Here is a 15,885-nt window from a genome sequence, read left to right on the forward strand (position 1 = left end):
AATAATGCCTAAACGTACGGATATTAAAAGCATCTTAATTATTGGTGCTGGCCCGATTGTGATTGGTCAGGCATGTGAGTTTGACTACTCAGGTGCTCAAGCGTGTAAAGCACTTCGTGAAGAAGGCTACCGTGTTATTTTGGTTAACTCTAACCCAGCAACCATTATGACAGACCCTTCAATGGCTGATGCAACTTATATTGAGCCAATTACTTGGCAAACAGTTGCACAGATTATTGAAAAAGAACGTCCAGATGCAGTATTGCCAACTATGGGTGGCCAAACTGCGTTGAACTGTGCTCTTGCACTTGATGAGCACGGCGTTCTTGAGAAATATAATGTTGAATTAATTGGTGCAACTAAAGACGCAATTGAGAAAGCCGAAGATCGTAAACTCTTCGATATCGCTATGCGTAAAATTGGCTTGGAATGTCCAAAAGCTGCCATTGCTGAAACAATGGAAGAAGCTTTAGAAATCCAGTCACGCTTTGGTTTCCCAGTAATTATCCGTCCATCATTCACAATGGGTGGTTCGGGTGGCGGTATTGCATATAACCGTGAAGAATTCCTTGAGATTTGTGAACGTGGTTTTGACCTGTCTCCTACTCACCAGTTATTGATCGATGAATCTTTAATTGGTTGGAAAGAATACGAAATGGAAGTTGTTCGTGACAAAAACGACAACTGTATTATCGTATGTGCCATCGAAAACTTCGACCCAATGGGCGTACACACTGGTGACTCAATTACTGTAGCACCAGCTCAAACATTAACTGACAAAGAATACCAATTGATGCGTAATGCTTCAGTTGCAGTTCTTCGTGAAATTGGTGTTGAAACAGGTGGTTCTAACGTCCAGTTCGGTATTAACCCGAAAGACGGACGTATGGTTGTGATCGAGATGAACCCTCGTGTATCTCGTTCATCTGCACTTGCTTCTAAAGCAACAGGTTTCCCGATTGCTAAAATCGCAGCAAAACTTGCTGTTGGTTATACCCTTGATGAATTGAAAAATGACATCACTGGTGGCGTGACTCCTGCAAGCTTCGAACCATCAATTGACTATGTTGTAACGAAGATTCCTCGTTTTAACTTCGAGAAATTCCCGCAAGCTGAACCAGTTCTTACCACTCAGATGAAATCTGTTGGTGAAGTGATGGCAATTGGCCGTAACTTCCAAGAATCTGTACAAAAAGCATTACGTGGTCTTGAAGTTGGTGTAAGCGGTTTTGATGAAAAAATCGAAGCCGGTGCAACAAATGCAAAAGAAATTATTCTAAAAGAACTTAAAGTTCCGGGTCCTGAGCGTATCTGGTATGTAGCGGACGCTTTCCGTCATGGTTTCTCTTTAGATGAAGTTTTTGAAGCGACTAAGATTGACCGCTGGTTCCTTATCCAAATTCAAGACATCATTAAAACTGAAGCTCAAGTGAAAACTTTAGGTTTTGGTGACTTAAACGCTGACAACATCCGTTCGTTCAAGCGTAAAGGTTTATCTGACCTTCGTATTGCTCACCTCATGGGCATTTCACAAAAGCAATTCCGTAAACAACGTTGGAACTTGGGTGTTTATCCAGTTTACAAACGCGTTGATACATGTGCAGCAGAGTTTGAATCTGGTACTGCATACATGTATTCAACTTACGATGAAGAATGTGAAGCAAATCCATCAAACCGCGACAAAATCATGGTCATTGGTGGTGGTCCAAACCGTATTGGTCAAGGTATCGAATTTGACTACTGCTGTGTACACGCTGCATTAGCTATGCGTGAAGACGGTTACGAAACAATCATGGTGAACTGTAACCCTGAAACTGTTTCTACCGACTATGACACATCTGACCGTCTATACTTCGAGCCTGTAACACTTGAAGATGTACTTGAAATCGTACGTACAGAGAAGCCTAAAGGCGTAATCGTACAGTACGGTGGTCAAACTCCGCTTAAATTGGCACGTGCTTTAGAAGAAGCAGGTACTCCAATTATCGGTACATCACCAGATGCGATTGACCGTGCTGAAGACCGTGAACGTTTCCAACAAATGATTCAACGTTTACAGCTTCGTCAACCAAATAACAGCATTGTAAAATCTGCTGAAGAAGGTATTTCTGAAGCTGCAAAAGTAGGTTATCCGCTTGTTGTTCGTCCATCTTATGTATTAGGTGGTCGTGCAATGGAAATCGTATATAACGAAGAAGAACTTAAACGTTACCTTCGTGAAGCAGTTCAAGCATCTAATGAAGCCCCTGTTCTTCTTGACCGTTTCCTAGATGACGCAACTGAAGTTGATGTTGACTGTGTATCTGACGGTAAAGACGTTGTGATCGGCGGTATCATGCAGCATATTGAACAAGCTGGTATTCACTCAGGTGACTCTGCATGTTCAATTCCTCCTTATTCTTTATCTAAAGAAATTCAGGATGAAATGCGCCGTCAAACAATTGCGATGGCAAAAGAACTTGGCGTTGTTGGCTTGATGAACGTTCAGTTCGCTGTAAAAGGTGACGATATTTACGTTCTAGAAGTTAACCCACGTGCTTCACGTACAGTTCCATTCGTATCTAAGTGTATTGGTGATTCTTTAGCGAAAGTTGCTGCGCGTTGTATGGCAGGTCAATCTCTTGAGTCTCAAGGATTTACTAAAGAAATCATTCCAACTCACTTTGCTGTGAAAGAAGCCGTTTTCCCATTCGCTAAATTCCAAGGCGTAGACCCTATGCTTGGACCTGAGATGAAATCTACAGGTGAAGTGATGGGCGTAGGTAAAACATTTGGTGAAGCATTCTATAAAGCTGTTCTAGGCTCGAATGAACGCTTACCTGGTTTACCAACTGAAGGCGAAGTAAAACATGCTTTCTTATCAGTACGTGAATCTGACAAGAAATACATCGCTGATATCGCTAAGAAATTAGTTGAATATGGCTTCAAGCTTGTTGCAACAGGTGGTACTTACCAAGTGCTTAAAGAAGCAGGTTTAGAATGCGAATCTGTAAATAAAGTTACTGAAGGTCGTCCACATATTGTTGACCGCTTGAAAAATGGTGAAATACACCTTATTGTCAATACCACTGAAGGTAAACAGGCTCAATATGACTCTGCAATGATTCGTCGTGCTGCCCTACAAGGCAAAGTGTATTACACAACGACTATCAATGGCGCAGAAGCTGTTTGCCAAGCCTTTGCTGTGAAATTGCCAATGGATGTATACCGCTTGCAAGATTTAACTGTAGGTTAATTTTTTTACCGATAAGTCCCGTCACCTTATCGGTGGCGGGATTTTTTCATTTTTTTAACTGTGTTTTCTCAACTTAAGAGGGACCGAAATGCAACGTTATCCAATGACCCCTGAAGGTAAAATCGCCTTAGAGAAAGAATTACAACATCTGAAATCTGTTGAACGTCCACGTATTACTCAAGCAATTGCTGAAGCACGTGAACATGGGGACTTAAAAGAAAATGCAGAATACCATGCTGCTCGTGAACAGCAAGGTTTCTGTGAAGGACGTATCCAAGATATCGAAGGAAAATTGGGTGCTTCACAAGTCATCGATGTTAAGGACTTAGAACAAAACGGTCGTGTTGTATTCGGTGTTACGGTAACGATTGAAAACCTTGATACTGAAGAACGCAAGACTTATAAAATTGTTGGTGATGATGAAGCTGATTTTAAAATCAATAAAATCTCAGTGAACTCACCAATCGCACGTGGCCTTTTGAGCAAGAGTGAAGGTGATGAAGTAAAAATCGTTACTCCTCAAGGCGAAGTGGAATATGAAATCGTAAGTGTAGAATATCTTTAATTTATAAATAGATATACTGAAACTATAAAACCCCTCAATTGAGGGGTTTTTTATATTTCAGACAAATATTAAAAAATTCACTAGGCATCTTTTAAAAAGCCTGATGCAAAGATTTTAAAAGCATTTAATGCTTCAGGAAGTACCTGTTCAGGATATTCACTAGAAGCCACCCATAATGCAGCGTTCATGGCAGCCCCATTTAAAAGCACTGCTGCCGCTTCTGGGTCTACAATTTTAATTTGTTCTGCTGTCAATAGCTGTTCAACACACTCACGGGTAGACTGCAAACATCTATTTTGACTTGGCCAATGCGCTGGATCGCCCAGCACTGCAGGTCCATCACGTAACACAATACGCTGAAACTCAGGATTTAAAGCATTTTGAATATAGGTCTGCCCTTCAAGTAACAATCCTTCCCAAAGATCATCAGGCTGCTCTAAATGCTGCTGGGCATATTCTGCCATTTGTGAATCAATTTGATCGACGACTGCAGCAAATAAACCACGCTTATCGCCAAAATGATGGTACAGCGCCCCCCGGGTCAACCCTGCTTCTGCCGTGAGTTTATCCATTGAAGTATCTGCATAGCCATATTCAGCAAATGCACGACGTGCTACTTCAATCAGTTTCTTGCGGGTTTCCGCCATCTTTTGTTCACGAACAGACATGTATTTCACCAGCTAATCATCACAAAAAATTTTAATTGACATACGCCTCGTATGTCAATTATGTTTACATACGAGGCGTATGTGAAACCTGAGCGACATTTACTGATTGGTATTTAAATACTGAAGGAGAGCAAACCTGATGAGAACTGCAATATTTCCTAAAGACCGCCATGCCTTATATGAACAGCATGGTTATTCAGCCGCAATTCAATCGAAAGATTTACTCTTTGTTTCAGGACAGGTTGGTAGCCTTGAAGATGGCTCACCTGTACCTGATTTTGAAAAACAGGTGATCCAAGCTTTTAAGAACTTAGCAGAGACACTGAAAGCAGCTCGTTGTACTTTCGATGATATTATTGATGTCACCACCTTTCATACTGATCCAGAACGGCAGTTTGAAAGTATTATGAAAGTTAAAAATCAGATCTTTACACAAAAACCTTATCCCAACTGGACCGCTGTGGGCGTAACCTGGCTAGCGGGTTTTGATTTTGAGATTAAAGTTATTGCACGTATTCCTCATAATAATTAGTTCAAATTAGCACTTACTTTAATATTCGATTCATTGGCTGAGCTGAGATTATTGGTTCAGCTTGAATCGCAATTCGGTATAATGGTGTATTGCCTTTTTTATATCTCCATTATGGCTGAAAAGTTAATTAGCTCCCCTGTTCGTCATTGGTGCGAATTTGAGTTTATTTCCAAAACTGTGAAAAATCCCAATATCCATATTAAAGGAAATTATTCTTATTATTCAGCTTATTGGGATCAAGGCTTTGAACGTTGTGTAGTACGTTATTTACATGACAAAGCTTCAACCCCAGAAAAACCGATTGACCAACTTTATATTGGCAATTTTGTTTGTTTTGGTGCTGAGTGCGTGATCATGATGGGTGGCAATCAGCTTCATAGACCCGACTGGATTTCAACTTTTCCTTTTGATACTCGTAGTTTTTTGGCGGCTGGTGATACTATTATTGCTGATGGCTGCTGGATTGGTAGCCGTGCAATGATTATGCAAGGTGTCAAACTAGGTGAAGGCGCAGTGGTCGCCACTGGAGCCGTAGTAACTAAAGATGTTCCTCCTTATGCAATTGTAGGTGGAGTGCCTGCGAAAATTATTAAATATCGCTTTCCTCAAGAACAAATCGACAAACTACTTGCTTTAAAACTTTATGATTTAGATGAGAAGCAAATTTTGAAAATACGTGAATATCTTCAAACTGACGATATTGATGCTTTATCTACACATATAGAAAATTTGCGCAATTTATAAAAATTTATCTACAAAATTTGTCGTTATAAAATCACAAATGATTACGTGCTTGAATTTAAATCGTCAAAAAATAGGTATAAAGTATTAATAAATAAGCATCATTACAATAAGGAAAATACTCATGTTATATCAACATATTCTAGTACCAATTGACGGTTCTGAAACTTCTATGGTCGCCATGAAAGAGGCCATTAAGCTGGGAAAAGCATTAAATAGCAAAATTACAGTTGTACAAGTGATGGCACTTGATCCATTTATTGCTGATGTCTACGTAAAAACTGGCCAAACTAATGAGTTGATTGAACGTACAAGAACTTATTTGCTCGACATTTTAGAAAAAGCAAAACAAGAATTTGCCAACGAAGGCATTACTGTTGAAACCAAACTGTTGGAAGGCTTTGTTGTACATGAGGAAATCATTCAAGCTGCTCAAGACTTAAATGCAGATCTGATTGTCATGGGTTCTCATGGCCGCACGGGAGTCCGAAAACTCGTGTTGGGAAGTGTTGCACAAAAAGTTTTAGGGGAAAGCCATATTCCTGTGTTAATTGTTCGCTAAAGTGAGAATGCCTGTCTGGCTAAAGTGAGCAAGATAGGCTTCTATTTCTTAAAAGGCATAACCTCTTCACGCGATTGCTCAACCGTTATTGTTTTTTTACTTTTGAAAGCTTCCCAAGAATAATTTTTATAATTTAATTGCCATAAATAATATGGTTGTCCCACATCTTTAAATTGAATGTTTAGTATCATCCATGCCTCATCATGACAATGGGGCGATTTTTTATAATCTTGTTCTGAAAAACATGCTCGAATCATTTCTCGTGAAGAAAAAGCAATATCTTTTAGTACAACTTGATACTCCCCATGAGGTTTGAGCTTAATGAAGTCAGCATTTTCTTCAAAACGCCCTCCTCCTGAGTAACCCGTAAACCATCTATTAACTACTGCGATTGCAAACTCATTTTTATTTAATGGATATAAAGCTGGAAAGATTTGTAATCCATCTGGTGCCAAATCATCGGTGTGAGGCTCTTTATTATGATGTTGATAATTTTTAAAGTCCCATTGATCAACTACTTTATATTGATTATTTTGCTTCTTAACCTGAACAATTTGTGGACTTTCATCTATTAGGTAATAAATTGAATCTTGCGTATTTTTAACCTTCCACAGGATAGCTTCACCACTGCATTTCTGCCTCAGTTGCTTACATATCAAATCTATGTCTTGCTGAGAAGCCTTTATATTTGTAAAAGGTTGAGTTGAAATATCCTTTTCAGCATAACTCACCTGTGCCATCAAACTTAAAAGTAATACTGCTCCACTACACCATTTATTATTCTTTTGCATGTGTATTTACTCTCTAACATAAATATTAAGGCTGCCAAGCAAACTGCTTTAAGTCAACTTTACCATTTAACAAATAAACACCTTCAGCTTCCAATTTTAATTGCTGAATGTTTTCACCTTTTTCATTAAACTTACTTAGGCTAATTTTGCCTTGAGAATTAATCACACGATACCAAGGAACTTGATGATCAGCTTCAAGATGTTTCAAAACATAGCCGACTAATCTTGCATGTTTTGGTAATCCTGCCATACGAGCCACTTGTCCATAGGTTGCAACTTTTCCGTAAGGAATCAAAGCAATGACTTCTAAAATTTGCCGATGTAGTTCATACTGAGTTGTCAAAATGGACTCCATAAAAATTGACATCATTCATATCATATAAAAAATTTTGAACAAAACTAAATGCAATCCAAGGTGGGCTTGAGGGAAATCTGCATGAAAAAAACATTACTGGTGATTACTGGCACTTTACTATGCGTTTCTTGTACTACACGCCCTCCTCTTCCTTTAGGAGAAACACCTAAAGTCTCTACAGATGGCCGTCCTATTATTCCAGTCACTTTTGTTTTTACAACCAACTCTCCAGAAGCTACAAAGTTTGAAAATATCAACAGATGCGTAAGGAAATTAAAATATTAAATAAATACTATGTAGATGATAAAAATAATAAAATTTTTAAATTTAAATTACATCGTTATATTCCTTATGAGGAGTTTTCAAAATTACATTGTGATTTAAAACAACAGATTAATCAGCCCTACCCAATTACTATTGAAACCATTCCTGCCAGTGTAAATACGTGTTTTCCGAAACGAACTGCAAGTAAAGAAGTGATTGTTTTTATTTATGATGCCTACTCAACGAAATGGAAATTTGAAGATGTAACAAGTAGAGCTTTTCGTAATAATGGCAAACCCTTTATTTTATTAGACTGGAACCGCCTCAATTATAATATTCAGGCTGGTAGCGTGCATGAAATGGGACATGTGTTTGGACTAAAACATGTTTGTGCACCAAAAGCTACAAAACGTACTCCAACAAACATCATGGCAAGCGCCGAATGTAAATTAGGCAGTGGTGGCTTAAGAAATTTAGGATTTACGCCAGTACAACTTCAAACTATTTTATCGACATACAAACAATATCCCTAAAATTTAATTTCAATATATGCCCCTAAGTTATCTTGGGTAGCGATGTAATTTTCAGGGGCCAATGAAGATGTCATGTAAGTACTCGCCTTTAAGAAATCTTCAGCATTGACTGGATACGGCTGCCAAAATGTTTTCAAATTATTGGTGTAAATTGGATAAAGACGAAGTAAATCTTTTGACAAATCTAACCTTGCTATACAACCATAAGGTAAAGCATTATATTTGTCATATTCGCCATTGCTATTAAACACAGCATTGCCAATACCAAACACGACTGGCTTTTGGTTGATGATCTGGACAGGTTGAATAGTATGAGCACCATGACCAATGATCAGGTCAGCGCCAGCTTGGGTTAGAATCGTAGCAAGCTTATTCTGCTCTTTTGTAATAGGCTTAAAGTCGACACCCCAATGGCAAATAACAATAATTTTATGTTCAGGATGAGTCAGCCTATAGCGACCTATTTGTTCAAGCAAAACACCATTTAAACACGCAACCCCACTCTTATAACCTAAAGCATAAAAATCATAATCGAGATAGGCAGTGTCTCTGTGCCAGTATCCGTTAAAAATAGCATAATGCTTATTTTCAAAAGAGAGCTCAAAGTAATTATGAGCATCTTTTTGGTTTACACCTGCCCCGATATAAGAAATGTTAGCCTGATCCAACTGTTGTAATGTATAGGTCAGCCCACGATTCCCATAGTCTTTTAGATGGTTATTTGCCAACACCACATGATTAAGGTGAATATTTTTGAATTCTGCTAATGTTTGTTCAGCATCAGCTTTAAGAATAAAAGGCTTTTTATGATCTAAAGGAGATTGGTTTTCTAAAGAAAATACCGCTTCAAAGTTAGCAATATTTAAGTCATGTTCACCTAAAAAAGCTTTTATTTTTTTAAAAGAATAGTCATATCCATATTGCTGCAGAGCATCCGTTTGTCCTCTCGCCTTACGCTTTTTAGTGTAGATTTCCCCAAAGTAGGTATCCCCCAAAATGTTAATAATGCCACTTGGAGCAGAGCAAACTTTAGGTTGTACGTTCTGTGCTTGAAAACAAGCATAGTAAGGAACCAGGTGCTCAGCACGATGAATATCATCTAAGAATAAAAAGAAACCGATCGTTTGGTTTTCTTCCAAGAACGTCAGATAAATTTTTCTAAATGAGTTTGTAAGATATAAGACCTCTACTACATTCTGTCCCATTAATGGTGTCTGAGGGAGATAAGACTTTCCTTGAAAATTCAGCTCTTTTATAAAGAATACTTTTTTTATTTCATTGGGATAGCTATAAATTTTTCTGAGCAATAAAAACAAATGCTTTAGCTGATTTTGGGTAGCTTCATTTTTTAATTTTAAGTTATAGGCAGCGGCTCTTTTAGAGAAAATTAAAGATGCTTGCTCATTTGTACCGCAAAGCATATTGCTTAAAGCTTCCTTTACATCTACGGCTTGAGTAAAAATTATGAACTGCAATAACTCTGTAAATGTGTAAATTTCAGATGTTTTTAAACCTAAGTTTTGCTGTCCAATTTGCTCACTTATTTTTTGTGGCACAATATAGACATCTTGAGCCTGCACTTTTTTTTGTTGAAATTGTTCTAGTGCATAGTCGATTAGCAGTAATGTTGAAATATCATCGTCGAATTCGAATTGCCATAAAGCTTCATCGAAACTTGTAGTGTCGATATGTGCTAATAATTTGATTTCAACGGGTTGATACTTCATGACTCATCACCTTTGTAACCTTTTACATAAGCGATGTAGCCTGATAAATTATGCTCTTGGTCATCAATCCGTACTCGGAAACGATCATGGCGAATATAAAAAGCATGTAAAATTTTATCTGGCCGTGCCATATACATCGCCATTTCCGGATAAAAAAAGCCTGTCGTTTGAAAATCAGCTCTGAATTCAATTAATTTTTGAAGCTCAGGCATATAAGCTTGCTCAAAAAGTGCTGTGTGCCCCTGCTCTTTTAAACGGTTCACCATTTTATAAGCAGCCATTAACATTTCTAGTAAAGTCGCATAAGTCGTTTTTCGATTGCGAATAAAAATAAAATGTTTTAAATAATTATTTAAACCAAAAATAAAATATTTATCTTCAGGGCATATTTTAGTGAGTTCATTTGTACAATAACTTAACCAATGATCATGGTATTTTTCATATCTCTTTTCAATAAAACATTCAAACATTAATTTAACAGTTTCTAATAATCTAGAATCTTGGTTGATTTGATATAACCTTAATAAAGCTAAAGCAGCTTCACCATCATAATAAATAATTCTGAATTTTTCTTTTAAATCATAATCTGGATAATTTAATACGTGAGTTGTTGAGCCATTTGAATCGACTAATTTTAAAATACCATTTGCAAGTTTCTCTGCATATTTTTGATAATCAGTTTTTTGAATAATTTCTTGATATTTAGTGAACATCAAAATAGCAGCAGCATTGGCACCTAATTTAATTTCAAATTCCCCTTCTTTACCATCAATCATAAAAGCAGTTTCTGAGTCTTTTTCTTTATAAAAGTTGGTCAGTGCATATTGGATAGCAGCATGTATCTTGGGCCAATATTCTGGTTTGCTCTGCACTTCAAATGTTTCCAGCAACGCATACACCGAGGTACAGTGGCGTACCGTATTATAGTTACGAATATCTCGATCATAAGCAGAAAAATAGCCATAGATAAATTTGCCATTTTCTTGAATTTGATCATGCAAAAATGCCGAATTTTTTTCAATTAACGACTGAAAATGCTGTTTCTTATTGCTCGAAATCGCCCTGATACCATTCGCATCATAACCGCTCGCTAAATTAATGAATTGCCCATTTTCATAAAATGCTGCGTAGGTATCAAAAGTCCAAATGTCTTGTAGCTCTTGTAGTTTAATCTGTGGTTTAGTCGCGTTATATTTTTGCTTAATTGAATAATTCAGATTTGTTTCATCAAAAAAGTTGGGTTTGTCATAGCTCAAACCTCGTATAATTGCCTTTCCATAAATCTCTTGCTCAAGAAAAGCTACTGAACAGTGTTCATCAAACCCAATACCTTTACGGTAGTGGTTGTTGTGAAATTGATGATGGACTTGCTGCTCTACTACTTTCCAAGCTTGTTTCGTTAAATTATATGCAACATCAATTTTTATATAATCAGTAAGTAGTTCCTGTGCAAACTGATCATTAATGAAAGCTAATAATTGTATTTTTGCTTGTGAAAAGCTTGTTTTTTTACTATGCCATACGTTACATCTTTGGTCTTTAGGCCCATAAGATATAAATAAAATCGTCTTCTTTTGAAGATCTGAAACATGGGGAGCGATATGTTCTAACCAAAGGTTCAGTTGTCTTTGGAAGTTTAAAAATGCTTTCACTCGAAATCAGTCCCTATCCGTTGTTTGTTGTTCTATAAAGTTTTCAATCCATCATAGCATGAACATGTAAAAAGCTAAGTTAACGTATTGTTTAAACATAAAAAAAGAGCCCGAAGGCTCTTTTTTTATAAGTCACTTATCAGATTAGAAAATGATTTGACCATTGTTGATCAAGTCATTCAATGTGACTGGACCAGTGAGGTTAGTCAATTGAAGCAATGGCGTTTCAGTGTAAGTACCTTCTACAAGTAATCCACCATCACGGTCTACGCTGATTGTCGCAGTTTGAGTACCAGCATCATAACTTACTGTCACATATTGACCGATTGTTAAGTTAGTTTGTGAACCAATTAACAAGTTACTTAAGTCAATCTTATCAGCCTGATCATCCGTTGCAGTATTACCTACATGGAAGTCAGTCCATACATCTACACCACCAGCTGTTGTATTACCACCAGTTGCATTAGTTACGCTTGCAGCTGTTAATGTGTTGTAGATCAATGTATCCGAGCCATTACCAAGAGCAAATGTATCATTTGCCGCAGTACTCACTGCAAGGCTATTCAACTCTTGACTCAAGTTAATCGTCAATGAAGAAGTGTATTCACTACCATCAATCACAGAAACCAACTTGTAATCAATCACATCAACTGTCGCATTTGCAGCGCTGTCTAATGGTTTGTAGAAGTAAGAACCATCATTGTATAGATACAATGTGCCTTCACCTGTATTGACTCCTTGACCAGCAGCTAGCTCATAAGTGCCAGTTGTTGAGTTCATTACATAGAGCTGAGTACCTTCTACGACATCGTTAGTAAGAACGTTGCCAGTAATCCAGTCTGTTTGACCATCTGGTGTGTATTGGTCTAGATGAGTCGCTGTGGTTGTAATTACTGTATCTAAAGTAACTTGGCCAATAGCAACTAGAGCACTAATGTTGAATACGATTTGGTACGTACCTGCAGACAGATGTGGCACATCTGTCGAGTAGGCTGGAGCACCCAACACGCCAGCTAAAGCCGTCGCTGAACCTGAATAAACCGTATCTACCCATACACCGCCTACAAACTGCTGAATCTTATAAGCTACAGTTGGTAATGCCGATAAGCTTAATGATGCAGTGTAGTTCAACTGTATATGAACATCACTAACAGTGTTCGCACCAATTACAAATTGGCTAGAAGTGACTGTACCCGTAGTACCGTAGATCGGAGTACCAACAATTGGAACAGTACCAATCTGAGCAAATTGTAAGTCACCACTCGCCACTGAAGCGGCAGGATCTACCACTGGTTCCATACTGATTGTCGCATCATCTGTATCAGCTGTTACAGATGGTGTTGGAAGCGTAGCATCTGCCGAAGGATCTGCTGTATTCCAAGTGACATCAACATCTGGCGAACCAACTTGAACATGTAATGTAGCGGTATCAGTTCTACCAGTTACAGGATCTGTCACTGTGTAAGTAAAGCTATCAACTTTACCTACATTCGCCATATCCGCAGTTGCCTGATAACTATAAGTACCATCTGCATTAATAGTCAGAGTTCCGTATACCCCAATAACCGTTGCTGGAGTACCCGCTACAACTGTAGTTGTATTACCATTTTCAGCTGTAACAGCAGTTACTACTGAAGTTGTTGTAATGTAGTCCGGCACATAGTTTGTACCGTAAACAGCAGAGTTATCATCAGCGAGTACATTACCAGTTACAGGGTCAACAACCAGTACAGGAGGTTGAGTGATATCACCGTGATTCAGTGTGATATCCGCAGTAACACTACCTAGAGCTGTAAGTAATGTGTTGCTTTCCATGAACAACTCATAAGTACCGGCACTTAAGTTATCAATCTTGAATTGAACTTCAGAACCAAAGATACCTAACAAATCGATCACGCCAGTATCAGAGCTATCTGCAACTACAGTACGAGTGCCATCTGGATTTAATCGTGTTAATACCACATGTAAACCGTCGACAACCGTAGCAACCGAACCAAAGTTCACTGCAATAATCGCATCAGTCAGATTACCTGGATCAACTGTAAATGTCGCTGTTCCTTCTCTAGAACCGATAACAACTCCACCTACACCGAGTAACCAGTTGTAGCTAATCGCGTTATCAAGTACCTCAGTCGTTACTGGATAAACCATGTCTATTTCAGCTGAAGCAACGTTATCCATCGCATCTACTGGAAGCGGACTAGTAATTACAGCTGGTTGAGATGGATCTGTATCGTTCCAAGTCATATCTACACTGTCACTATCGAGACGAACGTAAAGTGTTGCCTCAGAAGTGTTACCTGTTACAGGATCAAGCAAGGTGTAGGTAAATTGATCTACCTGACCTAAGTTTGCTCCGTCTACAGTTGGGGTATAAGTGTAGTTGCCATCTTGGTCGATCACCAATGTACCGTATGTACCAGTGATTGTTGCACCAGCAACTGGATCAACCGCAATACCATTCACTTGAGAGATCACAGCACTGCTGCTTGCTGCATCAACTTCACCAGTGAGGCTCGCATCTTTGATGACATTGCCAGAGATCGGTTCAACAGAGTAACTAGCCACGATGTATGGATTGTAGACATCCATCGTACCAGTTAATGTTCCACCTAAACCTACACCTAGCAAGCCTTCATATCCGATGAATGCGCGGTACTGACCAGCATCCAATCCTTCAAGTACAGCTGTTGGCGTACCACCGATAAGTGATAGATCGATGAGTGATGCTTCTGGGTTAGTACCACCAATTGATACCCATTGTCCTGTTGCTTCATCAAATTTCTGAACAACAATCGCATAATCACTGAGTAAATCTGCTGTGATTATCGCATCGAATGTGAACGTTGCTGTACCTTCGCGGTTTGGATCAACAGTAAACTCAATTGCGTCGTTACCAAGCAATTGTAAGTCCAGACCAGCCAACGATACTGCTGCAAGGTAAGTTGAACTACCTAGAGCAACATCATCTGCAACTAGCAACGGTTCTGGGTTGATCTCTGCAGTTACAACATTATCCACTGCTTTCACAGAGCTCAATTGAATATTGAGGTTTGCTTGAGCCGTATCACCAGTTACAGGATCAGTTAATGTGTAGACAAATACATCTGTTTGACCTACACCTGCTGCACTTGCAGTAGGCGTATAAGTGTATGTACCGTCTGGATCGATTACCAACGTACCATACAACCCATTAATCACAGTATCTACCGCTGTAACAGGCTGACCATTTACCGCTGTAACTACAGTCGTAGCGGTTACAACGTCTGTTTCACCACTGGTATTGATATCAGTAATCACATTCCCATCAGCAACTTCAGTGTAATATCCACCTACTTGTGTTGTGTCATAAACATCCATTGTGCCAGTTAAGGTACCCAGTAAACCGATACCTAGAAGACCGTTGTAAGTCATGAATGCACGGTATTGTCCTTCTTCTAGACCATCAAGAACCACACCAGGAGTTGAACCTAGTAAAGTAAGATCAAGAATATCAGCCTCACCACCACCATAGACCGAAGTCCATTGGCCTGTTACTGGATCAAGTTTCTGAACTACTAGAGAGTAATCAGATAATGCATCTACTCCAATTAAAGCGCTGTAAGTAAAGGTCGCATTGCCTTCTTGACCAGCAGCTACTGTAAAGCCGATTGACTCTGATCCTAACTGCAAATCAAGTCCAGCAAGTGATACAAGTGCTAGATAAGTATTGCTTCCTAGTGCTGCATCATCTTGTACAAGCAATGGTTGAGGAGCAAGTACAGCTGTATCAGTGTTATCGAAAGCAATGATAGAGCTTGCAAGAGTATAAGTTTGCGTATCTTGAAGTGTACTAGCGTTTCCTGCGAGGTCTGTGAATGTCGCAGTAGCATCAACAGTTAAGTCTGAATCTGCTGCAAGACCACTACCAGCTACATCAACTGTCCAAGTACCTGCTACGGCATCAACTGTGGCTGTATAGTCAACACCATTTACAGTAACCACAACACCTGTTGTTACTGCATCTGTAGGGATGTTGGTCAATGTACCTGTTAAGGTCACTGATCCACCAGCTTCTGTCGCATCCAAGATGTTATCAGCAGTAACTGGGTCAATTGCTAACACAGTTGTAGTGATATCAGGTGGAGTAACATCTAGAGTTACCGTTACATCTGCATCTGCAACATCAAGGTTACCTTGTGCATCCACTGCTTCTGCATGGATGGTCACAGGGCCTTCGCCTGTTACAGGAATCGCTGCGGTGATGAAGCCGTTTGCAAG

At 38.9% G+C, this 15,885-nt stretch carries 11 protein-coding genes and 1 pseudogene; 6 read left to right on the plus strand and 6 right to left on the minus strand.

What is annotated here, in order from left to right; translation table 11 throughout:
• Positions 1-4 precede the first annotated feature (4 nt).
• Together carB and greA are read left to right on the plus strand one after the other, a co-directional pair.
• Complete coding sequence (gene carB / locus WBW42_RS14980) at positions 5-3,235, plus strand: carbamoyl-phosphate synthase large subunit (protein ID WP_032057423.1); 3,231 nt, start codon at positions 5-7, stop codon at positions 3,233-3,235.
• Positions 3,236-3,323: 88 nt separating this feature from the next.
• Positions 3,324-3,800 carry a transcription elongation factor GreA gene (gene greA, locus WBW42_RS14985; RefSeq protein WP_002115570.1) on the plus strand — a complete coding sequence of 159 codons (477 nt, stop codon included), beginning with the start codon at positions 3,324-3,326 and terminating at the stop codon, positions 3,798-3,800.
• Positions 3,801-3,880: 80 nt separating this feature from the next.
• On the opposite strand, the gene WBW42_RS14990 is transcribed toward greA, so the two are convergent.
• Positions 3,881-4,468, minus strand: coding sequence for a TetR/AcrR family transcriptional regulator (locus tag WBW42_RS14990; protein WP_002115531.1), 588 nt, complete (start codon positions 4,466-4,468; stop codon positions 3,881-3,883).
• A 139-nt stretch (positions 4,469-4,607) separates the two neighbouring features.
• Here WBW42_RS14990 and WBW42_RS14995 point away from each other — a divergent pair, with 139 nt between their 5' ends.
• From WBW42_RS14995 to WBW42_RS15005, 3 genes are all read left to right on the plus strand, one after another.
• Complete coding sequence (locus tag WBW42_RS14995; RefSeq protein ID WP_080777082.1) at positions 4,608-5,000, plus strand: RidA family protein; 393 nt, start codon at positions 4,608-4,610, stop codon at positions 4,998-5,000.
• Positions 5,001-5,111: 111 nt separating this feature from the next.
• Positions 5,112-5,744, plus strand: a complete 633-nt coding sequence (locus tag WBW42_RS15000; protein WP_032057419.1) for a CatB-related O-acetyltransferase — start codon at positions 5,112-5,114, stop codon at positions 5,742-5,744.
• Between the two features lie 121 nt (positions 5,745-5,865).
• Positions 5,866-6,303, plus strand: coding sequence for a universal stress protein (locus tag WBW42_RS15005; RefSeq protein ID WP_004790445.1), 438 nt, complete (start codon positions 5,866-5,868; stop codon positions 6,301-6,303).
• A gap of 41 nt (positions 6,304-6,344) precedes the next feature.
• On the opposite strand, the gene WBW42_RS15010 is transcribed toward WBW42_RS15005, so the two are convergent.
• Positions 6,345-7,094 (minus strand): hypothetical protein, encoded by a 750-nt coding sequence (locus tag WBW42_RS15010; protein ID WP_032057418.1) that lies wholly within the window; start codon positions 7,092-7,094, stop codon positions 6,345-6,347.
• Between the two features lie 25 nt (positions 7,095-7,119).
• Positions 7,120-7,449 (minus strand): MGMT family protein, encoded by a 330-nt coding sequence (locus tag WBW42_RS15015; protein WP_002115572.1) that lies wholly within the window; start codon positions 7,447-7,449, stop codon positions 7,120-7,122.
• 81 nt (positions 7,450-7,530) lie between these two features.
• On the opposite strand from WBW42_RS15015, the pseudogene WBW42_RS15020 reads away from it, so the two are divergent.
• Positions 7,531-8,246, plus strand: a pseudogene (locus WBW42_RS15020) (zinc metalloprotease).
• Here WBW42_RS15020 and WBW42_RS15025 read toward each other — a convergent pair.
• The 3 genes from WBW42_RS15025 to WBW42_RS15035 all read right to left on the minus strand — a co-directional run.
• Positions 8,243-9,973: a CapA family protein gene (locus WBW42_RS15025; RefSeq protein WP_032057417.1), complete on the minus strand. Its 1,731-nt coding sequence runs from the start codon at positions 9,971-9,973 to the stop codon at positions 8,243-8,245. The pseudogene WBW42_RS15020 and the gene WBW42_RS15025 sit on opposite strands and share 4 nt — an antisense overlap.
• Positions 9,970-11,625 (minus strand): poly alpha-glucosyltransferase, encoded by a 1,656-nt coding sequence (locus WBW42_RS15030; RefSeq protein ID WP_032057416.1) that lies wholly within the window; start codon positions 11,623-11,625, stop codon positions 9,970-9,972. Before WBW42_RS15030 ends, WBW42_RS15025 begins: the two co-directional genes overlap by 4 nt.
• 144 nt (positions 11,626-11,769) lie before the next feature.
• Positions 11,770-15,885 (minus strand): beta strand repeat-containing protein (locus WBW42_RS15035; RefSeq protein WP_336735589.1); only part of this gene is annotated, 4,116 nt, incomplete at its 5' end.

This window comes from Acinetobacter sp. LT1 (assembly GCF_059800965.1).